The 23,348-nt window shown below is 54.1% G+C and carries 24 protein-coding genes; 10 read left to right on the forward strand and 14 right to left on the reverse strand.

The genetic code is table 11. The annotated features are described in order from the left end of the window. Positions 1–36: 36 nt before the first annotated feature. Together ybiB and JOE25_RS00925 are read left to right on the forward strand one after the other, a co-directional pair. Entirely contained in the window at positions 37–996 is a 960-nt protein-coding gene (gene ybiB / locus JOE25_RS00920) for a DNA-binding protein YbiB (RefSeq protein ID WP_209632344.1), read from the forward strand. A 51-nt stretch (positions 997–1,047) separates the two neighbouring features. Continuing rightward, positions 1,048–2,904, forward strand: a complete 1,857-nt coding sequence (locus JOE25_RS00925; protein ID WP_209632345.1) for a M3 family metallopeptidase — start codon at positions 1,048–1,050, stop codon at positions 2,902–2,904. Positions 2,905–2,967: 63 nt separating this feature from the next. Here the strand turns inward: JOE25_RS00925 and JOE25_RS00930 are convergent, their stop codons facing one another. Then, positions 2,968–3,228 carry a YdgH/BhsA/McbA-like domain containing protein gene (locus JOE25_RS00930; RefSeq protein ID WP_209632346.1) on the reverse strand — a complete coding sequence of 87 codons (261 nt, stop codon included), beginning with the start codon at positions 3,226–3,228 and terminating at the stop codon, positions 2,968–2,970. A 165-nt stretch (positions 3,229–3,393) separates the two neighbouring features. Next, complete coding sequence (locus tag JOE25_RS00935; RefSeq protein WP_209632347.1) at positions 3,394–4,032, reverse strand: flavin reductase family protein; 639 nt, start codon at positions 4,030–4,032, stop codon at positions 3,394–3,396. A 119-nt stretch (positions 4,033–4,151) separates the two neighbouring features. Between JOE25_RS00935 and rlmF the strand changes: the two genes are divergently transcribed. The 5 genes from rlmF to JOE25_RS00960 all read left to right on the forward strand — a co-directional run bounded on the left by rlmF (position 4,152) and on the right by JOE25_RS00960 (position 9,125). Next, positions 4,152–5,117, forward strand: coding sequence for a 23S rRNA (adenine(1618)-N(6))-methyltransferase RlmF (gene rlmF / locus JOE25_RS00940; protein ID WP_209632348.1), 966 nt, complete (start codon positions 4,152–4,154; stop codon positions 5,115–5,117). Positions 5,118–5,421: 304 nt separating this feature from the next. Beyond that, positions 5,422–6,726, forward strand: a complete 1,305-nt coding sequence (locus tag JOE25_RS00945) for a PAS domain-containing methyl-accepting chemotaxis protein (RefSeq protein ID WP_209632349.1) — start codon at positions 5,422–5,424, stop codon at positions 6,724–6,726. Positions 6,727–6,916: 190 nt separating this feature from the next. After that, positions 6,917–7,480 carry a TetR/AcrR family transcriptional regulator gene (locus JOE25_RS00950; RefSeq protein ID WP_209632350.1) on the forward strand — a complete coding sequence of 188 codons (564 nt, stop codon included), beginning with the start codon at positions 6,917–6,919 and terminating at the stop codon, positions 7,478–7,480. 11 nt (positions 7,481–7,491) lie between these two features. Next, the gene (locus tag JOE25_RS00955) at positions 7,492–8,121 is read left to right on the forward strand and encodes a GNAT family N-acetyltransferase (RefSeq protein ID WP_209632351.1); all 630 of its coding nucleotides are present in this window, start codon (positions 7,492–7,494) and stop codon (positions 8,119–8,121) included. Then, entirely contained in the window at positions 8,118–9,125 is a 1,008-nt protein-coding gene (locus JOE25_RS00960; RefSeq protein WP_209632352.1) for an alpha/beta fold hydrolase, read from the forward strand. The genes JOE25_RS00955 and JOE25_RS00960 overlap by 4 nt, the downstream gene beginning before the upstream one ends. A 6-nt stretch (positions 9,126–9,131) precedes the next feature. Here JOE25_RS00960 and ybiO read toward each other — a convergent pair whose 3' ends face one another. The 6 genes from ybiO to dps form a co-directional block, all read right to left on the reverse strand. Then, entirely contained in the window at positions 9,132–11,351 is a 2,220-nt protein-coding gene (gene ybiO, locus JOE25_RS00965; RefSeq protein ID WP_209632353.1) for a mechanosensitive channel protein, read from the reverse strand. 154 nt (positions 11,352–11,505) lie between these two features. Beyond that, on the reverse strand, positions 11,506–12,228 hold the full coding sequence (gene glnQ, locus JOE25_RS00970; RefSeq protein WP_209632354.1) for a glutamine ABC transporter ATP-binding protein GlnQ: 723 nt from the start codon (positions 12,226–12,228) through the stop codon (positions 11,506–11,508). After that, positions 12,225–12,884 (reverse strand): glutamine ABC transporter permease GlnP, encoded by a 660-nt coding sequence (gene glnP, locus JOE25_RS00975; protein WP_037425367.1) that lies wholly within the window; start codon positions 12,882–12,884, stop codon positions 12,225–12,227. Before glnP ends, glnQ begins: the two co-directional genes overlap by 4 nt. A 105-nt stretch (positions 12,885–12,989) precedes the next feature. Then, positions 12,990–13,733 (reverse strand): glutamine ABC transporter substrate-binding protein GlnH, encoded by a 744-nt coding sequence (gene glnH / locus JOE25_RS00980; RefSeq protein ID WP_209632355.1) that lies wholly within the window; start codon positions 13,731–13,733, stop codon positions 12,990–12,992. Positions 13,734–14,082: 349 nt separating this feature from the next. Continuing rightward, positions 14,083–14,349: a DksA/TraR family C4-type zinc finger protein gene (locus JOE25_RS00985; RefSeq protein ID WP_209632356.1), complete on the reverse strand. Its 267-nt coding sequence runs from the start codon at positions 14,347–14,349 to the stop codon at positions 14,083–14,085. Between the two features lie 162 nt (positions 14,350–14,511). Further along, entirely contained in the window at positions 14,512–15,015 is a 504-nt protein-coding gene (gene dps, locus JOE25_RS00990; RefSeq protein ID WP_209632357.1) for a DNA starvation/stationary phase protection protein Dps, read from the reverse strand. Between the two features lie 394 nt (positions 15,016–15,409). Between dps and JOE25_RS00995 the strand changes: the two genes are divergently transcribed. Then, positions 15,410–15,946, forward strand: a complete 537-nt coding sequence (locus JOE25_RS00995; RefSeq protein WP_209632358.1) for a shikimate kinase — start codon at positions 15,410–15,412, stop codon at positions 15,944–15,946. 81 nt (positions 15,947–16,027) lie between these two features. Here JOE25_RS00995 and JOE25_RS01000 read toward each other — a convergent pair whose 3' ends face one another. Together JOE25_RS01000 and rhtA are read right to left on the reverse strand one after the other, a co-directional pair. Then, entirely contained in the window at positions 16,028–16,495 is a 468-nt protein-coding gene (locus JOE25_RS01000) for a YhcH/YjgK/YiaL family protein (RefSeq protein WP_209632359.1), read from the reverse strand. Between the two features lie 146 nt (positions 16,496–16,641). Then, a complete protein-coding gene (rhtA, locus tag JOE25_RS01005) occupies positions 16,642–17,529 on the reverse strand; it encodes a threonine/homoserine exporter RhtA (protein ID WP_209632360.1) in 888 nt (295 codons plus the stop codon). A gap of 398 nt (positions 17,530–17,927) precedes the next feature. Between rhtA and ompX the strand changes: the two genes are divergently transcribed. Next, positions 17,928–18,446 carry an outer membrane protein OmpX gene (gene ompX, locus JOE25_RS01010; protein ID WP_209632361.1) on the forward strand — a complete coding sequence of 173 codons (519 nt, stop codon included), beginning with the start codon at positions 17,928–17,930 and terminating at the stop codon, positions 18,444–18,446. A gap of 101 nt (positions 18,447–18,547) precedes the next feature. Here the strand turns inward: ompX and JOE25_RS01015 are convergent, their stop codons facing one another. Further along, positions 18,548–19,531, reverse strand: coding sequence for a nitrilase family protein (locus JOE25_RS01015; RefSeq protein WP_209632362.1), 984 nt, complete (start codon positions 19,529–19,531; stop codon positions 18,548–18,550). A gap of 94 nt (positions 19,532–19,625) precedes the next feature. Here JOE25_RS01015 and JOE25_RS01020 point away from each other — a divergent pair, with 94 nt between their 5' ends. Next, positions 19,626–20,501, forward strand: coding sequence for a LysR family transcriptional regulator (locus JOE25_RS01020; protein WP_209632363.1), 876 nt, complete (start codon positions 19,626–19,628; stop codon positions 20,499–20,501). 9 nt (positions 20,502–20,510) lie between these two features. Here JOE25_RS01020 and JOE25_RS01025 read toward each other — a convergent pair whose 3' ends face one another. The 3 genes from JOE25_RS01025 to JOE25_RS01035 form a co-directional block, all read right to left on the reverse strand. Continuing rightward, positions 20,511–21,041, reverse strand: a complete 531-nt coding sequence (locus JOE25_RS01025) for a GNAT family N-acetyltransferase (RefSeq protein ID WP_209632364.1) — start codon at positions 21,039–21,041, stop codon at positions 20,511–20,513. 51 nt (positions 21,042–21,092) lie between these two features. Beyond that, the gene (locus JOE25_RS01030; protein ID WP_209632365.1) at positions 21,093–22,463 is read right to left on the reverse strand and encodes a GntP family transporter; all 1,371 of its coding nucleotides are present in this window, start codon (positions 22,461–22,463) and stop codon (positions 21,093–21,095) included. 106 nt (positions 22,464–22,569) lie between these two features. Continuing rightward, entirely contained in the window at positions 22,570–23,346 is a 777-nt protein-coding gene (locus JOE25_RS01035; protein ID WP_209632366.1) for an HPr family phosphocarrier protein, read from the reverse strand. Between the last annotated feature and the right edge of the window lie 2 nt (positions 23,347–23,348).

Here is a 23,348-nt window from a genome sequence, read left to right on the forward strand (position 1 = left end):
TATGCTAATCCCAGACTGAATTAGGGGATGCAGGCGATGGATTACACCAAAATTATCAAAGAAATAGGCCGTGGCAAGAACCACGCACGCGATCTCGACCGGGAAACTGCCTTTCAGCTCTATCAAAAGATGCTGGCCGGTGAAGTGGACGAACTGGAGCTGGGCGGTATCTTGATCGCCCTGCGCATTAAAGGGGAAGCCGAAGAGGAAATGATCGGCTTTTACCAGGCCATGCAGCAACAGGTGATGCGTTTGCAGGCACCGCAAGGGCGACCGATGCCAGTGGTGTTGCCCAGCTATAATGGTGCGCGCAAACAGGCGAACCTGACGCCACTATTGGCGCTGCTGCTGACGCGCGTTGGCCTGCCGGTGGTGGTACATGGCGTGTTGGATGACAGCACCCGCGTGACCAGCGCCGACACCTTTACGTTGCTGGGCCTACCCTGGTCGCAAGAGGCTGCCCATGCCCAACACCGCCTCGATAAGGGGGAAACGGTATTTATCCCGGTATCTGCCTTGTCAGCGCCCCTGGAACGTCAACTGGGTATGCGCTGGCGCATGGGGGTGCGCAACAGCGCCCATACGCTAGCCAAACTGGCGACGCCGTTTGCCGAGCAGGACGTGTTGCGTATCGCCAGTGTGTCGCACCCTGAGTACGTTGGCCGTGTGGCGTCATTCTTCCGCCAGATTGGGGCGCGTGGGTTACTGATGCACGGCACCGAAGGTGAAGCCTATGCCAACCCGCAGCGTTGCCCGCAGATTCATTACATTGTCGACGGTGAGCAGCAGGTGCTGCTAGAGCGTCCGGTGCAGGATGAAACGCCTGATTTACCGGCAGCGAAAGATGCAGAGACCACGGCACGTTGGACAGAACGTTGCCTGGCGGGTGACATTGCGATCCCGTTGGCGATCCAGCGCCAAATTGCCTGTTGCCTGGTAGCAACCGGTGAAGCAGACACCCTGGAACAGGGATTGGAACGTTTACGCGACGCGTAAATCCATTGGCTATACTGGAACATTTCGCAAATCGGCTCTGAAAGGATGGTTATGCAACAGGCTCTCGATTACTTCAATCAATTGAATCAGGATTACCTTGACGTTCACCGCACCAAAGAAGATCTGTTCTGGCAGAATTATATGGGCATGGGCGGTGATGACGTTTCCGCGCGTTTCTCTGCAGCGGAGAGCGCCTACAAGCGCTTTATCGCCGAGCCGCGTCGGTTGGCTGAAATTCGCCAGTTGCTGGCCGGGCTGGAGATTTTGCCGCAGGATGCGCAGCGAGATGCTCTGCAACATGGGCTGAACGGTTGGCTGCGGTTTTTTGATTGCAACGCGATTGAAGACGCCGACGCCCAGACACTGTTGGACCAAATTATCAGCGCCGAGGCGGATCTTTATACCCGACGCAAGAGCAATCCGGTTAGCCATCTGAATGCGGCTGGGCAGCGGGTGAACGCCTCGCTCGGTGAACTGCTGACCAACCAGGCCACCAATGAAAACGAAGAATACCGCCGCAGTTCACAAAACGCGTTGCGCGAGCTGGAGCAATGGCTACTGCATAATGGTTTGCCGGAGCTGATTAGCCTGCGCAATCGCTTTGCGCGCCAGATGGGTTTTCGTAACTACTTTGACTACAAGGTGAATAAAACCGAGCGTATGACGCCGGAGCAGTTGTTCGCCATTTTGGATCGTTTCGAACAGCAAACCCGCGAAGCGAACTCACGCAGCTTGCAGCAGTTGGCCGCGGAAAAAGGCGAGCAAGCGTTAGAACCCTGGAATGTGCGCTTTGCCAGCGCGGGTGATGTGACCCGCCAACTGGATCCATACTTTCCGTTTGCGCAGTCGCTTGAGCGTTGGATCAACAGTTTTAAACGTCTGCATATTGGGTTCCGCGGTGCGCAAATGGATCTCGATCTGTTGGTACGCCAGGGCAAATATGAAAATGGTTTTATGCATGGCCCGGTGCCGCCGTTCATTCAAGAGGGGAAATGGCTACCGGCACGCATTAACTTCACCAGCCTGGCGCAGCCGGACCAGGTGGGTAGCGGTGCTCATGGTTTGAACACGTTGTTCCACGAAGGCGGCCACGCGGCGCACTTTGCCAATATTTGCCAGAATGCCCCCTGTTTCTCACAAGAGTTTCCGCCGACCTCGATGGCCTATGCTGAAACCCAGTCGATGTTTTGCGACAGCCTGCTGGACGACGCCGACTGGTTGAAGCGCTATGCGAAAAATGCCGCCGGTGAACCGGTGCCGGATGCATTAATTGAGGCCAGCATCGCCGCACGTCAACCGATGCGCGCGTTCAATGAACGCCATATTCTGCTGGTGCCTTACTTTGAGTGGGCGTTGTATCAGTGGGATGACGAACAGCGCACGCCAGAAGCGATCACCGCGTTGGCACGTGAAGTTGAACGTAAGATTCTGGGCATTAGCGGTAGCCCGCGCCCAACGTTGGCCATCCCACACTTGTTGTCTCTGGAGTCGGCGTGTTCCTATCAAGGTTATCTGCTGGCGCTAATGGCCGTTGAACAGACGCGCCAATTTTTCCTGCAGCGTGACGGCTATCTTACTGACAACCCGGCCATTGGACCGGATCTGGCGCGTCACTATTGGCTACCGGGAAACAGCGTGAGCCATGACGATACGTTGCGCAGCCTGACCGGGGAAGGCTTTAACCCCGATTATCTGGCGCAGTCTTGTAACCAGACGGTGGCTCAGGCATGGCAGGATGCGCGCCAGACGATTGCCGATGCTGCTACGCGGCCTCAACCCGCAGCGGATTTTGATCTGGCGGCGCATATCCGCGTGGTGGATGGTGAGCAAGTACTGGCGGACAACGCGGAAGGCGATGAGAAGATGTGTCGTGATTTTGCCGCGGCGATAAACGCACGCCTGGCCTGACGACCATGAAAAAAGCCCGCCGATAGCGCGTATCGGCGGGCTTTTTTATTTCTAATCGGTCGATCAGTTATAGATGACAGCCGTGGCATGCATCAGGTTGTTGCCGCTGGTGGAGGTAATGGTGAAGGCCTTGGCACCTGCTGCATCGGCTTTGGCGGAGAGCTGGGCTTTCAAGCTGCTCAGATCGGTAGCACCACTGGCGGTGATCACACCGGCTTTTTCAAACTGGACGGCGTCCTGTGCGCTAACGTGTTCTGCAGCAAAAGATGTGAAAGAAACCGCAGTAAGAGCGATGGCAGCAGCAAAAGTTTTGATGTTTTTCATGATGGTCATTCCTGTCAATTTTATAAGGGTGAAAGGGGGTTGCCTTTCGATGGAATGATTATTGCGCAGTGGCAGGCAGGATGAAATCGGAGAGTATTGATAATCTTTTTCAGATTTTTTGATTGTTAATTGACCCTCTCTCCAAACGGAGAAAGGGTGGCTTGCTCAGCGCTTTTGCGCGTCCGGGCGAATCATATCGAAACGGTGTTGTTCCGAGATACCATAGTAAGCCGTGGGGCCTCCCGCACGCAGGATCGGTTCGGCAGCCGCGGTTTGATAGATGCCGTGCTCGTCCAGCAAGCCAGGATCGATATGCACGGCAACCACTTCCCCCAGTACCAACCAGGTGTCTACCTTTTCCCCGGCAGCATTTTGCAATTGAATACATTGTGACAGACGGCATTCAAAGTTGACCGGGCTTTCCGCTACACGTTCAGCCTTTACCCGGCGGCTGGCTAACGGCGTCACGCCGGCAAAGGCAAATTCGTCTTCACCCCGTGCCAGGCTGGCAGAGCTGTTATTCATGGCATCGGCAAGTGGGCGTGTCGCCAGATTCCAGACAAACTCGCCTGTTTCGACAATATTTGCGACGCTGTCTTTCCAGCCACTGCTGGCAAAGCCAACGATCGGCGGGCGGTAGTTGAAACAGTTAAAAAAGCTATAGGGCGCCAGATTGCGTTGGCCGGCAGCGCTGATTGATGAGATCCAGCCGATCGGACGTGGGCCGATGATGGCGTTCAGCGGATCGTGTGGCAGCCCGTGGCCTGCGGCGGGTTCATAATAATAACGAGACTCACTGCTCATAAGTGACCTGTCATGAGATAAGAGAGCTTTTATTCTGACGTGTTTCCCGCCAGCTGCAAGTTTAGCGGCGCTTTATGGTATCTTACGCGCCAGAAATACCTTTAAGAGAGCCCGTCACGGTGGAAAAAAAGAAAACCTTCCCGCAGCAGAAAAGCGGCCTGCACCCGCGTAACCGTCATCGCTCACGCTATGATTTCCCTGCACTGATCGCCAGTTGCCCGGCATTGGAGCCGTTCGTCAAGCCGAACGCCTGGGGGGATGTCTCAGTGGATTTTGCCGATCCGGCAGCGGTTAAAATGCTCAACCGTGCGTTGCTGCAACATTTTTATGGTATTGAGCATTGGGATATTCCAGCCGACTACCTTTGCCCTCCGATCCCTGGTCGCGCAGATTACCTGCACCACTTGGCGGACTTGCTGGCAACCAGTAACGGTGGCGAAATCCCGCGCGGTAAAGGTGTGGCGATCCTTGACGTAGGTATTGGTGCCAACTGTATCTATCCGATCGTTGGCCTGCGCGAGTACGGCTGGCGCTTTACCGGATCTGAGATCGACCCCGTGTCACTTAATTCGGCCAAAATGATCGTCGAGATGAACCCAACGCTGAGAAACAGCGTGCGCCTGCGTTTGCAAAAACAGCCGGAATTCATCTTTAACGGTATTATCGGTGTGGCAGAGAAGTTTGACGCTACGCTGTGTAACCCACCGTTCCACGGTTCTGAACAAGAAGCGCATGCGAGTACCCGCCGCAAGCTGCACAAGCTGGGCAAAGGCGAGGTGGCGGACAAGCCGGTGCAGAACTTTGGCGGTAAAAATAATGAGCTGTGGTGTGAAGGGGGCGAAGAAGCCTTTGTGCGTAAAATGGTCGAGGAAAGCGTCAGCAAGGCGCAGAATTGCCTGTGGTTTACGTCGTTGATTTCTAAAAACACGACGCTGCCGTCGATTTACCATGCGTTAAAATTGGCGGGTGCCGCCGAAGTCCGCACCATTGAGATGGCGCAGGGACAAAAGATCAGCCGTTTTGTGGCCTGGACCTTCCATGACGCAGAACAACAAGCCGCGTGGGCGGCAGAACGCTGGCGTTAATTCCCCGGGTGCCGGTTTTGTCGCCGGCGCCAATAAAACTTCGCGTTTCCCTTTCAATTTCTTCAACTTGCGTTATTCTGAATACAGTTCTTTGTAACAAAAATCCTAATTTAATTATTTATTCAAAAAATAATAATCACATAACTAAATTGATGTTTTTAACTCGGTTACTATCGTCTATCCGGGGAAATTAGGCTCGCCTGTTTCTCAGGGTGTTGCACGTCTGTGTGTGGGCGCAGCGTGCAAGAAAATAAAATGAAAAGCGTTTTCTCGCTAAATCATCTGCCAGAAGGACACCCACATTATGCTGTTACGATTCAGTCAGTTAAATACCCACAGCCGCGCTGAGTTGAGTGCGATAGAAAATGCCGTTGCCATGATTGTATTTAAACCAGATGGCACTGTGCTGCGCGCCAATGATTTATTTTTACAGACCATGGGATTCCAGCGGCAGGAGGTGATTGGCCAGCATCACCGTATTTTTTGTGACCCGCAATATGTCGTAAGTTCTGCCTATCTCAAACATTGGGATATGTTAAATAATGGTAAGCCGATCACGGATAATATAAAACGCATTCGCAAAGACGGCGAAACAGTGTGGTTGCAGGGCACCTATGCACCGGTCTTAAACAAGAAAGGCCAGGTGGTGGAGATCGTCAAGATCGCCAGCGTAGTGACGGAACGCATTACTCAGGCGCAGGAACATCAGAGTTTATTGGCGGCGTTAAATCGTTCCATGGCGATGATCACGTTCAACGCGCAGGGAACGATCCTCGACGCCAACGACAATATGTTGAAGGTCATTGGCTATCGGCTGGAAGAAGCGCGCGGGCAGTCACACGCGGTGCTTTGCACGCCGGAGTTTGCTGCCTCCGATGATTACCGCCAACACTGGCAGCGACTGTCTCGCGGTGAGTTTATCACCGGGCGCTTTGAACGCGTCAACCGCCGTGGGGACAGGGTATGGCTGGAAGCCAGTTATAATCCGATCCTCGACGGAAATGGGCGGTTGGTAAAGGTTGTAAAAATCGCTCAAGACATCACCCGACTCATGATGCAACAGCAGCATGAAGAGGAGATGGTACGCAACGTGCACCATTTGTCGTTGGATACTGACCGGCAGGCATCGCAGGGCGCGCTCATCGTTCAGCAGGCGGTGGAAGGCATGCGGCAGGTTGAGGCGGCAGCGCGTCAAACGTCTGATGTGATCAGTGAATTGGGCCAGTGCTCACAGCAAATTGGTACCATTGTTGAGGCTATCCGTAAAATCGCTTCCCAAACAAACCTGTTGGCGATCAACGCGTCGATTGAGGCCGCACATGCGGGCGAGCACGGGCGGGGTTTCGCCGTGGTGGCCAATGAAGTGCGCACGCTGGCAGAGCAATCGCGTAAGGCGGCGACGGAGATAGAGCGAATGACCAAATCCATTCAGCACGGCGTGGCAGCGGCGATTGCCGGCATGGCAACCTGCGTGGATCAGGCTGGTGGTGGGGTGACTCTGACGCACGACGCCGGGGAAGTGATCAATCAGGTGAACGTTGGCATGCAGGACGTGGTGAAACTGATGCAGGCCTTCACCTCGGTTAAACAAGAGGGTGCACTGCACTGATCGTCTCTACGCTAACCCTGGGCAACGGGGTTAGCGCCTTTCTCGCTTTACCCTTCTGCGGGTTGTTTATCTTTGGTTCAAACTCGTCGGTTTGACATTCTGTATGCTGCCATTAAAAGTGAACGAACGTTCGTTCACTTGCGTAATAAATTGAATGTCGCTAGCCACCTTTCAACCGCGAGACAGGCTCATGGGAAACCGAGAAAAAATTGTTGATGCCGCATTGCACAGCTTTACCCATAAGGGTTTTCACCAGACCAGTATGCGAGATATCGCACAGGCTGCGGGTGTTAGCGTGGGCAACCTTTACAACCATTTTGCCGGTAAGGACGCCTTGATCGGTGAAATAGCGCTTCTGGAGAATGCGTTCTTCACGGAGTTCGCCGCACGGTTGGTTGAGGGTAAACACCGGCCCCGGCAGGCGCTGTCCGACTTTTTCACCGCTTATCATGTTTTTGTCTCATCACCGGACAGCGTTCAGTTGGCGACGGAAATCGTGGCGGAGGTTGCCCGCAATGCCACTTTGGCGGAGAAGTTTGATGCCAACCAGCAGCAACTGACGGAGGCGCTGGTGCAGGTTATCGTCCTGGCGCAGCGAGCTGGCGAAATAGCGGCGGCGTTAAATCCGCACGAGCTTGCCCAACTGATTCTGGACGTAATTGAAAGCCAGGCCCTGCGGCAGGCGATTTTCCCGCGCAAGGCGCCGACGGTGGCGAATCACTTGCTGGAACAGTTGATTTTCACGCAAGCGTAATGGGGCGAAAAATGCTTGATATACAACCTTACCGTGAATCCTGTCGGTTGCAGACGGCGGCGCTGATTTACGCTGCCTTTGACGACAAATTCCAACGCCAGTGCGGGTTGAGCGCACGCCAACAATGGCGGTTGTTTTACTGGCTGTGGAGCTGGAATCAAAGCAACAGTCAGGAGCACAGCTTTGTCGTTCGGCGAGCGGGTAAGGTGGTGGCAGCATTTGGGCTCAAGTCTGCGGGGCGGTTGGGCAATTGTGCCTTGAGGGCGCGCCCGTTACCGATACTGGGGTTGTGCCGCCGTTATGGCATGCTGAACTTTTGGCGTATGTACCTGCAAATCGCGTTCTTACAGCACGCGCCTGCCGCCGGCGAACTCTACCTCTCCTACCTGGCGGTAGATGAAAAGCAACGGGGCAAAGGCGTGGGCAAAATGTTGATCGAATGGATAACGGACTATGCAGCGGCACAGCAGCCTAACCGTTGGTTGCGTTTGCACGTGAGCCAACAAAATATCGGCGCACGGCGTCTGTATCAACAATGTGGTTTCAACATGGGCCGGCGGGAGAGGCACGCTTCACTGTGGTGGCTGTTTCGCCAGGCAAACTGGTTGCTAATGGAAAAGCGCATCGGGGAAATGCGGTGAAAAAAATAGCCGTTTGTTTACTGGTGTTGTTTGTCGTGGCGTCAGGCTGGGTCCTCTACGCCAACGACTATCAATATGTCATCGAGCCGCTTCGGTTGACCGCCGGTGGCAACGCCCTTGCCGGTACGCTGGTGCTGCCGAAAAACGTGCACGGAAAGCCGGGCGTGATTGTCTTTGTTCATGGTGATGGCCCTGCCAATGCCAGCCGTGACGAAGGTTACTACGGCATTTGGGAGACCATGGCCGAACAGGGTTATGCCGTTTTATCTTTTGATAAACCGGGCATCGGCGGCTCTTCCGGCAACTGGTTGCACCAAACCATGGACGACCGGGCAAAAGAAACGGCGGACATTATTGACTGGGCCAGAAAAGACGGGCGCTTTAACCCGCAATGCGTCGGGTTATGGGGGGCAAGCCAGGCGGGGTGGGTGATGCCGGACGTTGCACGGCGGCGACCCGATATTGCTTTTACGCTGGTGATGTCTCCGGCGATCAACTGGCTAACACAGGGGCGATACAACACCCGAGCGGAAATGGAGGCGGCGGGTGATGATGAGCAACGCATTCAGGAGCGCGAAGCTCAAGAGAGGCACGTATTATCCCTGCTGAAACAGCCGGACGGCTACACGCAATACCTCCGTGAATATGGTGAGGCGGCGACGTTAAGTGCGGATCGTTGGCAGTTTATTCGTGCCAACATGGCCAGTGACGCCAGGGTGGGGCTGAGAAATTACAAAACACCGGTACACCTGATGGTGGGCGGTCGCGACATCAATGTTGATGCGAACGAGACTGAACGCGTCTACCGGCAAGTCGTCCCCGCCGACCTGCTGACGGTGACGCGAATCGAACAGGCTGACCATGCCATGGTCAAACCGCTGTTTGTCCGTTACCCGTCGTTGATCAACATCATCGGCCTGTTTGCGCCGCGATCGATACAATTTAACGCTTATCAGCAGGATGTGGCGGCCTTCCTGGCCGCCCATCCCTGCACGACGCGGTGATGCTTGTCAGGGCGCTGCCGGTTGTGGTCCCGCGTTCGGTGCATAGGACAGCTGCATCGCCTGCTGTGGCATGGTGATGCCCGCCCGTTCGAAATGCATCTTCACCAACCGATCGAGGGCGTATTGCACGACCCACTGTTTCAGCGCCTGAGTGCGTAGGGTGACCCGGGTAGTGAAAGAGCGATCGCCCAGCGCCACCACGCCGTTGAACACCGGTTCGCCAATCAGAAAGTGCTTCATCTGTTCATCCTGTTTCAGCGCGGCGACTGCCTGATGCAGCACGTCGTGGACACGATCAATATCTTCATCACGGCTCACGGTGTAATTGGCTCGGTAGACGCCAAACTCGCGGGCGTAGTTCGCCAGTGTGGTGATCGAAGAGAAGGGGACGATGTGGTAAACACCATAATCGTCCCGCAGGCCAATTGAGCGGATAGTCATGCGCTCCACCGTGCCGGTAATGCCGCTGACGGTGACATATTCACCGGTATTCATGCCGTTCTCAAACTGGATGAAGACACCGGTAATCACGTCTTTCACCAGCGTTTGTGCACCAAAACTGATGGCGAGGCCGAGCGCCCCGGCGCCTGCCAGCAGGGGCGCAATGTTAATGCCGACCTGCGACAGCACAATCATGATGGTAATGGTGCTGATCACGATCGCCAGAACGTTACGAAACAGCGTCAACAGGGTGCGCTCGCGTGCGCTTGGGCGAATGCCATTGCTCAACTCCAGCGCCAGCCGGTGCTCGATGACGCTGGCCATCAACGTCCAACTGAAGACGGCAATGACCAGAATCAGCAGAATATGCATCAGCCCGCCAATCACCTTTCCACCGTTGTCGCTGCTCGCCCATTGATACAGGTTGATCAGGTGCCAGGCGTCGAACAGGAACAGCGTCACGGCCAAAACCACCATGACCCGCAGGATTTTCAATCCGTTTGGGATGTAGGCGTTAATGCGTCTTTCCAGCATGGGGTAACGCAGATTAACGTCGGCCGGCAGTGAGATGCGGCGAAAAATCCAGCGAGTTAACATGCCTGAAAGTAAGGCCCCTAAGCCGATCACCAGCAGGCTTTTCACCGTTGCCGTCATCATAAAGCGCAGGCTGTTGCCGATATCAAATTGTGAAAGCACGAACAGCACCAGGAAATAGGCGATCGCCAACAGGTGCCAGACGTGCCCAAGGCCGCGAAGAATTACGCTAAAGAACGCCATCGAACGTTCTGCCAGCAGGTTAATTTGGTGCTGTATCGGTTTGCGGTTGTGCAAGATCAACGCGACGGCATACAGCGTCAAAGCCAGCATCACCGCCAGATTGACCGCGGCGGCGGCCGGGTAGCTGATTTGTACCGCCACGACGGGCACCACAACCATCAGGCCGTAGCCGATCAGACCGCTGAGCCAGGCGAGGCGCGTATTCCAGTAGTGGGCCGAGGTGTCGCTGAACGGGAAAGGGCGCAGGTAATCAAAGTTGGGGGCAAAGATCAGCCGGAGTACCGCTTTGAAGAATTCAATCACCGCAAAGGCACTCAGAAACAGCGTTTGCAGACGCATGATGGTGGCGCTGTCGGCATTAACATGGCGAGCGAACAGGTTGCCCGCTGCAAGCGCCAGCAGTAATACCAGCAGATCGACGGCAAAGGCACCGAGGATGGCGACGGGGCGTTTATACCAAGGACCGTGTTGCACCCTGGCGTTGTGGCCCCAGTTGCCCATGTGCTTATACAGGGGGGCGATCAGACGGCGGATCAGATGGAACAGGGCAAAAGTGACCGCCACTGTCAGCAGGAAATAGCCCAGGGCGCGAAAAAAATTGTCGGCATTAAACGTGCGTTTGGGGCCGGAGTCGATCAGCTTTTGTAGCGAATTCAACCTTTGGTTGAGGGTACTGATGCCAGACTGCGCCAAATTGCTCAGGTTATCGCTCAGCGTGTCGGCGGCTTCCGGCGTGTCGGTTTGCGGCTGGGTTGCGGGGGATTCACCGGCCTGCTGTCTCAGGTGACTGATCAGCCCAGCACGGGCTTTGTCATCTTGCAGAATATCCGCCAGCGCGGCGTAAGACGCTTTCTGTTGTTCAGTTTGGTCACCAGGAGCGGCATTTTGTGGGGGTTGCGCTATCGCTCGTGGAGAGGCTACGGCGACTGTCAGCAGCAATAACAACGGGAATAAACGTAAATGTTCTCGCAGATGAGAACCGAATCGGGAGTATGCGGTTGTGGGCATTGATCCTCTCTTGGGGCTCTGTAAATCGGCGGATTAAATACAAATGCTATAAAAAACAAACAACATAGTAGGAAATGAAGAGAGATGAAGAGTGGGAACGCGTGCTAAATAGAAACGGCGGGCGCAGAGTGCGCCCGCCGCTGAGCAGGGTAAATCAGGAAACGTGTTGCAGGAACTCGCGTAGGCGAGGGCTTGGCGGATGGTTAATCAACGCGTGCGGATTGCCGTCTTCTGCAATCCGGCCTTTGTCGATAAAGATCAGGCGCGACGCCACTTTTTCGGCAAAGCCGACTTCGTGGGTGACGATCACCATGGTCATGCCTTCTTCTGCCAAATCCTGCATGACTTTCAGCACTTCATGGCGCAGTTCTGGATCGAGCGCCGAGGTAGGCTCATCAAACAGCATCATTTTCGGCTTCACGGCCAGCGCGCGGGCGATCGCTACGCGCTGTTGCTGGCCACCGGACAGCTCGGAAGGATAATGATGTGCGCGCTCGGCCAGACCAACCTTGGCCAGCAGTTCACGTGCCAGCTTTTCTGCGTCTGATTTTTTCAAACCGCGTACGCGGATTGGGCCAAAGGCAACGTTTTCCAATGCCGTCAGGTGCGGGAACAGGTAAAACTGCTGGAACACCATGCCGGCTTCCTGACGGATCAGGCGATCGTCAACTTTAGGATCGTTGGCTTTCAGGCCGTCGACGAAGAGATCGCCACTGGTGATCTCTTCGAGCTTGTTGATGCAACGCAGCAGGGTCGACTTACCGGAGCCAGAAGGGCCGATAATCACCACGACCTCACCTTTTTCGATCTTCAAATCGATATTATGCAGCACTTGGGTTTGGCCAAAATGCTTGGAGACGTTTTTAAATTCAATCACAGGATTTTCATCCTTCTTTCCAGACGACGCAGAACGAAGCTCAGCACCAGGGTAATAATCAGATAAATAACCGCTACGGCGCTCCAGATTTCTAGCGCACGGAAGTTACCGGCAATAATTTCCTGCCCTTGACGGGTCAGTTCCGCCACGCCGATCACGATGAACAGCGAGGTGTCTTTGATGCTGATGATCCACTGGTTACCCAGCGGCGGCAGCATACGCCGCAGCGCCAGCGGCATGATGACATAGCGGATGGTTTCACGCCGTGACAGGCCGAGCGCCAGGCCTGCCTCACGGAAGCCGTTATGAATCGACAGCACCGCACCGCGGGTAATTTCCGCAATATAGGCGCCGGAGTTGATCATAATGGTGACCACTGCCGCACTGAAGGGATCGATACGTAAATCATTGAACGCCATCGGCAGGGCGAAGTAGATGAACATGACCTGCACCACGATCGGCGTGCCGCGGATAACTTCAATGAATACCAAGGCGACGTGATTGGCAATCCAACCGCCATAGGTACGAGCAAAACCGGCAACAAGGCCGATGATCAGGCCGCCAACAAGACCGAGGACCGAAATCCACAGGGTCATTTTGGCACCTTCTAACAGGATAGGGATGGCGGGCCAGATGGCGCTCCAGTCGAACTGCATGGTTTTTTCTCCCGGTGATCCCAAACGAGGGAATCAGATACAACAAAGCGCAGGGGCTAAGACACCACCCCTGTGCTTAAGTGAATCAGTGACTGACTTCATCCGTTATTTAGGTTCGGTACCGAACCATTTCTTGTAGATTTCGTTGTAAGTGCCGTTTTCGCGCAGGGTTTTCAGTGCGCCATTGACCTTCACGCGCAGCTCGTCACTGCCTTTAGGGAAGGCGATGCCGTATTGTTGAGCTTCCAGTGAGTCGCCAACGGTTTTGAACTTACCGGCACCGGCAGTCTTAATGAAGTACAGGATGTTTGGTGTGTCGTGCAGTACGGCATCAGCGCGCTTGGTGCCCAGTTCCATATAGGCGTTATCGATGTTCGGGAACTGACGCAGATCTTTGGTTTTGATGTGTTGTTTGGCGTAATCCACGGAGCCGGTGCCGCTCTTCACCGCTACCACTTTACCGTTCAGATCATCGATGCCTTTGATGCTGTTGTCGTTGGCATTCACCATCACCAGCAGACCGCTTTTGTAGTAGCCGTCAGAGAATTCGATGGCTTTTTTACGCTCGTCGGTAATGGTGATACCGGCCAGCGCCAGGTCGATATTTTTGGTTTGCAGAGCAGGGATGATGCCGCTGAAATCCATAGGTTTCAGGGTGTAGTCCAGTTTCAGCTCTTTGGCGATAGCGGCCCACAGGTCGATATCGAAACCAACGTATTGATCACCTTGCTTGAACTCAAATGGAACGAATGCGGTGTCGGTGGCGACGACCAGTTTGTCTGCTGCGTGGGAGCTTACGGCAAAGGCCAACGAAAGTGCGGCCAGGGAGACTTTAAAAATTGACTTCATGAGAGGAATTTCCTGTACAGGTTGCGGATTACCCATTTTTTATATTGCAGTTGGTGCCATGAAAAAATCGTGCCATGTTTACAACTACTATAAAAACAAAGAGTTGTGGTGTGATGTTGTGTCTGAAGGTCGAATTATTATTTGTATGCACCAAATAGAGGCACCAAAATGGTGCTGATGGCTGTCTGTTGGTGCATTGGTCTATCATTAACCAAATAATGGGGGTGAAACAACCGATAGTTAACGGTTTAGCTTCAATATTGATAACTAACTCTAACTTTTATGCCGCAAAGTGGTTTCATCTGGTGCAAGAGTGTTCAGTAAGAGCGATCGGTGGACACAATTGGCGTTACCGCAGCTGGCTGTCTTTACTGCCGCGGCGGTTATACAGGCTGCTGGCTGCCTGTTTTTTATCCATCTCGGTTTGGCAGGCAAGACAATAGCGCACGCCTTTTAGCGCTTGCTGGCGTGCCAATGGAATTTCTTCTCCGCATTCCTGACAATAATGCGCACTTTCGCCATGACCCAGTGCCTGCCTTGCACGCTGCACTGCATCATCTAGGGTGGAATCAATTTGATCCTGTACGGCGCCGTCTGACGCCCATCCGCTTGCCATGATGGCCTCACATTGACAGAGCCGCTACGCCCTCAATGTATTTACTATGGGCGATTTTTTGAGCAATTCAAGCGGCGTAAATAAAAGAAAAACAGGCTGGGGCAAAGCCCGCAGCCTGTTCAGGCCCGCTACGCGGGCCGTAATTGTCGATTTTTAAGTGGCTTATTCTATGTTGGATTCGATAAACCACAGGAACTTGTCCAGATCTCGGGATGCTGCAGTAAACATATCGGCAGTATCTTCGTCTTCGACCTCTGTGATGGCTTTGCGAATGTCATTTGCGACGTCGCCGTAACGATCGGCCAGCGCTTTCAGGTGTTCCTGTACGCTATGAATGTTGGTTGGATAGCTTTTCAGTGGGGTTTTATCGTTTACCACCTGGACTGTACCCAAGGCTACGCCGCCCAATTGCACGATACGTTCGGCAAAAGTGTCCTGGTGATCGATGATCGCAGTGCGGAACCCGTCGAGCATTTCATGCACGGCAATAAAGTTAGCACCACGCATGTTCCAGTGGGCCTGTTTGGTGATCAACGACAGGTCAATAAACTGGATAACCTGACGGTTCAACGCCTTGATGGCCTCCAGCTTGGTTTTTTCGTCCATATCATTACGTGTATAAAGCAGGTCAGAAGATTTCGTTTTAACCAGTTTAGCGGTACTCATATCAGATATCCTCTTGATGGGTTATTGTCCTATTTTTTCCACGAGAGAAATTATAGCAGTGATGACGTATTTTGCAGGGGGAAAATAACGATGGAATAAATAGGTTTTAACGAATTGAATATTAACCTTAAGCGGGGTAGACTTAATTTGTTAATGTGTTTTTTATTTTAATGCGTTGTAATGTATGTGAAATATTTTTACTCGCTTCTGTTTTTAGTTACGCCATGCAATTATTTTAAAATCGGTTGTATCTCCGCGATAATTTTCATTCTCAATGTCGACGTTTTCGGGTTAATGAGCCAGTTTGCTATCAATAAAATGGCCGTTAATTCATATTGATAGGCTAATTGTATCTGGCTAAAATATTCTGCCTTAATTACAGAGCTGCACGCGTATGAAAATCAATGTCGTTGGAACCAGTGGCAGTGGCAAAAGCACGCTAGCACGTCAGTTGGCTGAAAAGCTTGTGCTGCCTTACATCGAGCTTGATACGCTGTTTTGGCGTTCTGACTGGCAAGGTACACCCGATGACGTGTTTATCGCGCGAGTAACGCAGGCGTTGGCTGTGGCGGAAAGCGGGTGGGTACTCGACGGCAATTATAGTCGAACGAAAGCGGTAAAATGGGATAGCGTTGATTGGGTCGTGTGGGTGGACTACGGGTTCTGCCGTACCCTGTACCAGGCCGTTCGTCGTGCCGTCACCCGCGCATGGCTAGGCACCGAGCTGTGGCCAGGTACGGGAAACCGCGAAAGCTTTCGTCGGTCTTTTTTCAGTCGAGAGTCAATCGTTCTGTGGACCATTAAAACTTACCGTAAAAACCGTCGCGGCTACCTTGCCGACATGAACAATAGCCAGTACCAACATATCCGCTTTATCCGTTTGCGTTCGCCGGGGCAGACCAAAAGCTTTATTCGCAACTTGCCCCTTTAAATGCCGCCATTGCAGCAAACGAATGCGCGGCTTTTCGCGAATAGAACATGGTCAGAACCAACGCAGTCGGCCAGCCCTTGATTAGATCAGCAGCGTGTAATGCACCCTCACCACCGCTTTTTTGATCGGTGTTGGTGCGTACAACTGACAGCCGGTCTTATGCGGTTCATGGGGAAAGAATAGCGCATACGCGCCGGGGAACATGGCGAGTGTTTGGCGGTGGCGTTTGATACTCACACGATGGGTATCCTGAGCATCGTCATAGGGTAACTCGCTTTGCCAATCGCCGGGCATACCATAATCAATGCGCTCTTCACCGCTGATGAGTAAATGAATGTCGGCATAGTTATGGTGAAGCTTTGCATGCTGAGTTTCCGCTAATCCTGTGGTTAACGTCATTACGTCCATAAAGATCTTGTCACCCTCTATGTCATGCCGTCCCAATGTCAGGGCAGGCAAGTCATATTGACGAAGCGCGGTGAGGGTCTTGATCAAAACAGGTGACAGCCCACGCCCGTAGCGTGGGTTAAACAGCGTGTTATAAATCACTTTAATTCTCCATGTGGTAAACCCTGCTGGGTTTGGTTCCATAAACGCGTGGGGGGACTGCGGGGAAAAGTATGCCTGCTTACCTGTGCGAAAACAGTTAACCCGCCTGCATTCCGCTGTTGGAAAATGCAGGCGGTTGTTGATTTTTAAGACAAGCTCTCGATCTGTGGTTTTGGCTTGATGGTCAGGGTCGCCCCCATTGAGGCCGCAATGATTGCACCTAACGCCAACCACTGCACCGTAGTCAGGTGTTCGTTGAGGAACAACATCCCCGACAGTGCTGCCAGCGCGGGCTCAAGACTCATCAAGGTGCCGAAGGTGCGAGCCGGGAGCCTGGGTAACGCGATAATCTCCAACGAATAAGGCAGCGCGGTGGATAAGATTGCCACGGCCAATGCAATGGGCAGAATATCGATGTTCAGCAGCGCGCTGCCCGCTTGCCAGGCCCCTATTGGGCAGAATACCGCCGCAGCGATCAGCGACCCGACCGCCACGGTCCCTGGGCCGTGGTCACCCCCCGCTTTCTGGCCGCAGATAATGTAGACCGCCCAGCAGGCGCCTGCGCCTAATGCGCAGGCGGCACCTAAGGGATCGATACTCTCTATGTTATGGCCCAGTGGCAGCAAGAACCAGAGCCCGGCCACCGCCAGTATGACCCATAAAAAATCGATCGCGCGGCGTGAGGAGAACATGGCGACCGCCAAGGGGCCGGTGAACTCCAACGCGACGGCGATACCCAGTGGCAGGGTGCGCAAAGAAAGATAAAACAGATAATTCATCGCCCCCAATGTCAGGCCATAGATGAACAAGGGCAGGCGGCTACCGGCGGCAAAGCGCATGCGCCATGGGCGGAAGATAATAAACAGGATCAGTGTGCCAATACTCAAGCGCAACGTGGTGATGCCTTCTGCACCGACCAATGGAAACAGGCTTTTGGCCAACGACGCACCGGTCTGGATAGACACCATGGCGATGATGAGCAAGCAGATAGGCAGCAGCGTGGAAGACGCTTTAGCAGTTGCAGACGAGGACATCCTTTAGAGCCTTTTATGCGTTTCCCACCAGGTGGGAAGACTATCGATATTCGGATGACGGCAGTGTAAATGAAATGAGGTAAATGTGTCTGAGAAATGCGTATGCAACGGAGAAAAGTGCCAGCTCTGGGGTTAGATGCTGGTTCTTTTGCGCATAAAATGCGCATTTTTTAGGAATCGTCTGGATATTAAATAGGTGATTGTTGTCACAGAAACGAGTAGAATACGGCCCGAAAATAGAGCGAAAAGAAGAAGATACACTGTTCTTGAAATCTAATGTTACACGATATAAAGCATTAGACACTCATTTTAAGGCAGAGTTTCACGCTAATTTTTGCTATATTTTCAATGCATGAACAAATGGATTTACTTAAAAATATAACGCGTTTGAGGTGGTTATGAAAAAAATTGCATGTCTTTCCGCAGTAGCAGCCTGTGTATTAGCAGTAACCGCAGGTACCGCATTCGCTGGTCAGAGCACCGTATCCGCTGGCTATGCGCAGGGTGATCTCCAAGGCGTTGCTAACAAAGCCGACGGTTTCAACCTGAAGTATCGTTACGAGTTCGATAACAACCCACTGGGTGTGATCGGTTCCTTTACCCACGTGGAAAAGAACGGTTCTGAGAACGGTTACTACGGTAAATCACAGTACGATTCTATCACTGCCGGTCCAGCTTACCGCTTCAACGACTGGGCAAGCATCTACGGTGTGATCGGTGTTGGCTACGGCAAAAACATCGACAACGCTCAGAACGGCACTGACCGTAACGGCAACAGCGACTACGGCTTCACCTACGGTGCTGGCCTGCAGTTCAACCCAATCCAGGACGTTGCTCTGGATGTAGGTTACGAGCAGAGCCGTATCCGCAGTGTTGACGTTGGTATCTGGAGCGTTGGCGTAGGCTACCGTTTCTAAGACTTCTCCATGCCTACGGGCATGAGCATGTGGCGCAATTAGCCGCATCAGATAAAAATCCGCCTTCGGGCGGATTTTTTTTACCTGGTGTTCGGGGTGGGTTACTTACCCAGTTTCTGCCCCGGCTCTGATGAAAAGCGCGCGGTGCGGGCATCACGTTCGTAACCTTGGGGTTGCGTGAGTATTTCATACAGTGCAGGCCGGCGGCCATGGATCCAACGGCGTCCGGTGCTGAGCGGGATAAGGGAAAGATCGAGTTCGGCTATAACCATTTTATTTTCGGCTACCCAGGTTTCTGCCAGAATACGGCCGTACGGGTCGAGAATCATCGCGTTGCCAGTGCGCACTTCGTCATCATCACGCCCCACACCGTTGCTAAATAAAACAAACAGGCCATTGTCATGCGCGCGCGCCGGTAACCAGCGTAGCAACCAACCACGGCCATGTTCACCACGGAAAGCCGCTTCTATCGCCGCTGGGTTTTCCAGCCGCTGTTGCCAAAGCTCCAGTGGGATCGGCTTCATACCGTGCGGACTGCGTGAATGGGTACCGCCCGTTTGGTGCGGCGCCAATAATACCTCTGCGCCTAACAGTGCCGTCGCACGTACGTTTTCCACCAGGTTATTGTCCCAGCAGATGAGTACCCCCATCCGCACACCCCATGGCGTATCAAAAACGGTAAAACTGTCGCCGCTGGCTATGGCTGGATGCTCAAAGGCATGCAGTTTGCGGTGAACGTGAAGTGTGCCGTCAGGCAAGCAGACGGCGTAAGCGTTGTAATACTTACCCTCTTCGCCCTGTTCAATCAGCCCGACGCCGATTGCCATGTTGTAGCGTTCTGCCAGTGGACGGATTCGCGCCAGGGAAGGGCTGGTGGCTATCGGTTCCGCCAGTGCGGCGATTTCGCCGTCACTGAGGTGACGTACATGCCAATAGCCGGTAATGCACATTTCTGGAAAGACCAGTACCTGAATGTGTTCGGTAGCGGCTTGGGCGATAAAGCCTTCAATCACTGACAGGTTGTAGTTTTTATCGTTGGCACGATGGTGGAATTGCACCGTGGCGGCGCGCAGAGAGGTGGTCATAGGGTTACCTTTTCGCTGTTGTCTTGCGTTGATTACAGCAAAGTGATTGATTACGGTATAATCAATTAAATTCTTTATTTGATAACCTAGTGGAATGGATATTCGACAATTACGTGCCTTTGTGGTGCTGGCAGAGCAAGGCAACTATCGCCTGGCGGCGGAGTTGCTCTGCATTACCCAACCGGCACTGAGCAAACAGATTCAGGCATTGGAGGCGTTGCTCGGTGCCCGCCTGTTTAACCGGGGGCGTCAAGGGGCGCAGCTGACTGCCAGCGGGCAACGGCTTTATCCTGAAGCGCAGACGCTGGTTGGGCAGCATATGCACTTTCAACAGCGTGCATTACGCGTGGTGAAGGGAGAGGCAGGGCGCCTGGCCATTGGGTTTGGCTTGTCCAGCTTTCATCTGGCACCGCAACTGGTCGCGTCTTTCCGCGGGCGCTTTCCAGAGGTTGCCGTAGGGTTGGAAGACTTGCCTTCTGAACGGCAATATCAGCTGTTATTGCACGGCGAGTTGCAGATCGGGTTTGTGCGGTTGCCTGTCAGTGCGCCATTGCAGGCAAGCGCATTGCTGCGCGATCGGCTGGTGTTGGCAGCACCGACGGCCCTGGGGCTACGGACAGAGACGCTGATGAAGCAGTTCAATACGTTGCCATTATTGCAGCTAACGCCAAAACGTGGGCGGGGTTTGAGCGATCAGTCGCTCCGTTTTATTGCCGCTAATCAACTGGCCCCGAACGTAGTACAGCAGGCAGGTGATATCCAGACGTTGCTGGCCCTGGTGGCTGCCGGTATCGGTGTTGCCCTATTGCCGCACAGTGTCACGCATATTGCACCGGCAGGTATCGATATCCTGCCGTTAAGCGGCGAACAAACCGAATGGCAAGTCGGCATTGCCTGGAATCCGCAGCAGCCTGATGCGCTGCGGGACAACTTTATCCAGGTTGCGTTGGCGGCTGCGCCGGTGGAATAACCGCTGGCGTCATAACGGGCAGTGCATCACCAGTATCGGGTTCTGATGGTATTCACTGCGGTGACTTTCGCTAAAGCCAACCTTCTTTGCCAGTGCCACTGAGGGTTGGTTTTCCGGTGAGATAATGCACACCGCCTTATCCCCCGGTAAATGCGTTTTCCCCCAGGCCAGTGCGGCCCGCAGTGCTTCGGTCGCATAGCCTTTGCCGTGGGCTGCCGTCACCAGTGTCCAGCCCATTTCGGGGGCGTCGAGCGCCGGAGTGATATCACGTTGGAAGTCGGAGAAACCGATACCGCCCAGGTAGGTGCCGCTGATTTTATCTCGCACCGCCCAGTAGCCATAACCCAGCAGAGCCCAGTGGCCGGCGTAGCGCATCAGACGTCCCCAGGAGTCTTCCCTGTCCCTCGGTGTACCACCGATATAACGCACGACATCAGGATCGGCCCACATGGCAGCCAGCGAGTCAAAGTCGGCTAGCGTATGTGCATCAAGGCATAAGCGTTCGGTGAGTAACTGGGGTGCGGTCGTAATAAGGGTCATTATTTTTTCCTGCACAGAGCCAAAGGCGGTCTGTGCAGTATGCCAGAGAAATTACACGACCAGCCACAGTAACCAGGTGAACAGGAAACCGCTAAGACCGAGAATCGTGGTTAGCACTGTCCAGGTTTTCAGTCCGTCGGCGACGGAGAGACCAAGGTATTTGGTGACAATCCAGAAGCCGGAGTCATTCACATGCGATAACCCCAACCCGCCGAAACAGGTCGCCAGCGTCACCAGGACCAGCTGCAGTGGGTTCAAGCCGCTCACTGCTTCTGACAGCAAACCGCCGGTGGTCAGGATAGCGACAGTGGCGGACCCCTGCGAGGCGCGCAGGGCGAGAGAGATGATGAATGCGGCGGGGATCAGCGGCAGCCCGATCGTGGTCAAAACGTCCGCCAATGCCTTGCCCACGCCGGATTCCACTAAAACCTTGCCGAACACGCCGCCAGCGCCGGTCACCAGAATCACCACGGCAGCGGTCGGCAGTGCTCCTCCCATGACGTCGCTGGTGTGTTGCAGGCTCCAGCCACGGCGTATCGCCAGAAAATAGAATGCCAGTAGCAGGGCGATCATCAGCGCGACCGCGGGAGAACCGATCAGCGACAGAGTGTCGCGCAGTGCCAAGCCCGGTTCGAGCAGCGTGGCGGAAACGGTACCCAGCATGATAATGGCAATGGGGATGACGATCAGCGCGGCGACCAGCCCGGCACTGGGCGGGTTAATGCGATCGCTTAACGGTACTTTGCCTTCCGGTGCGGGTTCCGGGGCTGCTAACTGCAACTGTTCCAGTACCTCAATCGACAACGGATAGCTTTTGCGATTCAGCCGGTTGGCGGTGAAGTAGCCGATAATGCCCACCGGAATACAAATGGCGAGGCCAAGGATAGTCAGCCAGCCGATGTCTGCATTCAATAACCCGGCAGCAGCCACCGGACCGGGATGTGGCGGCAAGGCAACGTGTACTGTCAGCATCACGCCGGCCATGGGCAGGCCGAATTTCAACGGGGAAACTTTAGCGACCTTGGCAAAACCGTAGATGATAGGGGCCAGGATAATAAAGCCGACGTCGAAAAAGACCGGGATGCCAAGAATAAACGCAGCAATGGTCAGTGCGGCAATCGTACGCTTCGGTCCCAACGCTTTACTGAATCGTTGGGCCAGCGACTCAGCGCCACCGGAGTGTTCGATCATTCTGCCGAGCATGGCGCCAAGGCCAATAATGATGGTCACCGACCCCAGCACGCCGCCCATTCCGGCGGTCATGACTTTCATCACTTCACCGGTCGGGATGCCACTGGCCAGTGCCACCAGCAAGCTTACGACCAGCAGGGCGACAAACGGCTGGATCTTGGCTTTGATCACCATTAACAAGAGCAGCACGACACCGAATACGGCAATCATCAAAAGCATAGAGGTAGACATGGGATAGCCTTTAATTGGGTAAGCGTCAGGCACCGCGATCGCCGGTAGCGATACGGGTGCGTTTAATTTTTATGTTGTTGCTGTGCAGGTGTGGAGGAGCGGCCTGTTACAGGTAAGGCCTTATCCAACCCAGTCCGGCGCGGGTATCGCCGCGCGGCTTGTATTCGCAGCCAATCCAGCCGGCATAACCGATGCGGTCCAGCTGTGCGAACAACCAGGGATAATTCAGCTCTCCGTCGTCCGGCTCATGGCGATCGGGTACCGATGCAATCTGAATATGGGCGTAGCGGCCAGCCAATGAACGCATGAGGCCGCTGATATTGCCGTCCACTAACTGAGCATGGAAAAAATCAAACTGAATGAAAACGTTTGGGCGGTCGATGGCGTCGACCAGTTCTGCCGCCTGATGCTGGCTGGAGAACAGATAGTTGGGTTTAACCTGTGGGCTAAGCGCTTCGATCAACACCTTGATCCCCTGTTTCGCGAAGCTATCGGCGGCGTAGCGGATATTCCCTATGAAGGTATCGCGATAGCGCTGCCAATCTTCTCCCGGGGGAACCACGCCGGCCATGACGTGTACGCTGGGGCAACCCAGCGCGATGGCGTAGGCCAGTGCGCGATCGATATCCGCGCGTGCCGCCTGTTCACGACCGGGTACCGCGGCTAGCCCCCATTCACCGGCATCGACGTTGCCAGGGGCGGTATTGAACAGGACTTGTTGTAGGCCGTGCTGATGCAGTTTTTCCGCCAGCAACGCCGCCGGATATTCATAAGGGAACAGAAACTCCACAGCATGGAATCCCTCGTCTGCAGCGGCCTCGAACCGTTCAAGGAACGGCAGCTCGTTAAACATCATTGATAAATTGGCAGCAAATTTAGGCATGG

The organism is Serratia sp. PL17 (assembly GCF_017832355.1).
In the GTDB taxonomy this organism is placed as follows: Bacteria; Pseudomonadota; Gammaproteobacteria; order Enterobacterales; family Enterobacteriaceae; genus Serratia.

Bases quoted from the DNA above. Each gene is read 5' to 3' on its own strand.
- JOE25_RS01035 (WP_209632366.1), bottom strand. From the start codon at position 23,346: ATGCCTAAATTTGCTGCCAATTTATCAATGATGTTTAACGAGCTGCCG.
- dps (WP_209632357.1), bottom strand. From the start codon at position 15,015: ATGAGTACCGCTAAACTGGTTAAAACGAAATCTTCTGACCTGCTTTAT.
- glnH (WP_209632355.1), bottom strand. From the start codon at position 13,733: ATGAAGTCAATTTTTAAAGTCTCCCTGGCCGCACTTTCGTTGGCCTTT.
- glnP (WP_037425367.1), bottom strand. From the start codon at position 12,884: ATGCAGTTCGACTGGAGCGCCATCTGGCCCGCCATCCCTATCCTGTTA.
- JOE25_RS00950 (WP_209632350.1), top strand. From the start codon at position 6,917: ATGGGAAACCGAGAAAAAATTGTTGATGCCGCATTGCACAGCTTTACC.
- rhtA (WP_209632360.1), bottom strand. From the start codon at position 17,529: ATGTCCTCGTCTGCAACTGCTAAAGCGTCTTCCACGCTGCTGCCTATC.
- JOE25_RS00985 (WP_209632356.1), bottom strand. From the start codon at position 14,349: ATGGCAAGCGGATGGGCGTCAGACGGCGCCGTACAGGATCAAATTGAT.
- JOE25_RS00955 (WP_209632351.1), top strand. From the start codon at position 7,492: ATGCTTGATATACAACCTTACCGTGAATCCTGTCGGTTGCAGACGGCG.
- ybiO (WP_209632353.1), bottom strand. From the start codon at position 11,351: ATGCCCACAACCGCATACTCCCGATTCGGTTCTCATCTGCGAGAACAT.
- ybiB (WP_209632344.1), top strand. From the start codon at position 37: ATGGATTACACCAAAATTATCAAAGAAATAGGCCGTGGCAAGAACCAC.
- JOE25_RS00925 (WP_209632345.1), top strand. From the start codon at position 1,048: ATGCAACAGGCTCTCGATTACTTCAATCAATTGAATCAGGATTACCTT.
- JOE25_RS00935 (WP_209632347.1), bottom strand. From the start codon at position 4,032: ATGAGCAGTGAGTCTCGTTATTATTATGAACCCGCCGCAGGCCACGGG.
- JOE25_RS01030 (WP_209632365.1), bottom strand. From the start codon at position 22,463: ATGTCTACCTCTATGCTTTTGATGATTGCCGTATTCGGTGTCGTGCTG.
- JOE25_RS01020 (WP_209632363.1), top strand. From the start codon at position 19,626: ATGGATATTCGACAATTACGTGCCTTTGTGGTGCTGGCAGAGCAAGGC.
- JOE25_RS01015 (WP_209632362.1), bottom strand. From the start codon at position 19,531: ATGACCACCTCTCTGCGCGCCGCCACGGTGCAATTCCACCATCGTGCC.
- JOE25_RS01025 (WP_209632364.1), bottom strand. From the start codon at position 21,041: ATGACCCTTATTACGACCGCACCCCAGTTACTCACCGAACGCTTATGC.
- JOE25_RS00995 (WP_209632358.1), top strand. From the start codon at position 15,410: ATGAAAATCAATGTCGTTGGAACCAGTGGCAGTGGCAAAAGCACGCTA.
- ompX (WP_209632361.1), top strand. From the start codon at position 17,928: ATGAAAAAAATTGCATGTCTTTCCGCAGTAGCAGCCTGTGTATTAGCA.
- JOE25_RS00945 (WP_209632349.1), top strand. From the start codon at position 5,422: ATGCTGTTACGATTCAGTCAGTTAAATACCCACAGCCGCGCTGAGTTG.
- JOE25_RS00930 (WP_209632346.1), bottom strand. From the start codon at position 3,228: ATGAAAAACATCAAAACTTTTGCTGCTGCCATCGCTCTTACTGCGGTT.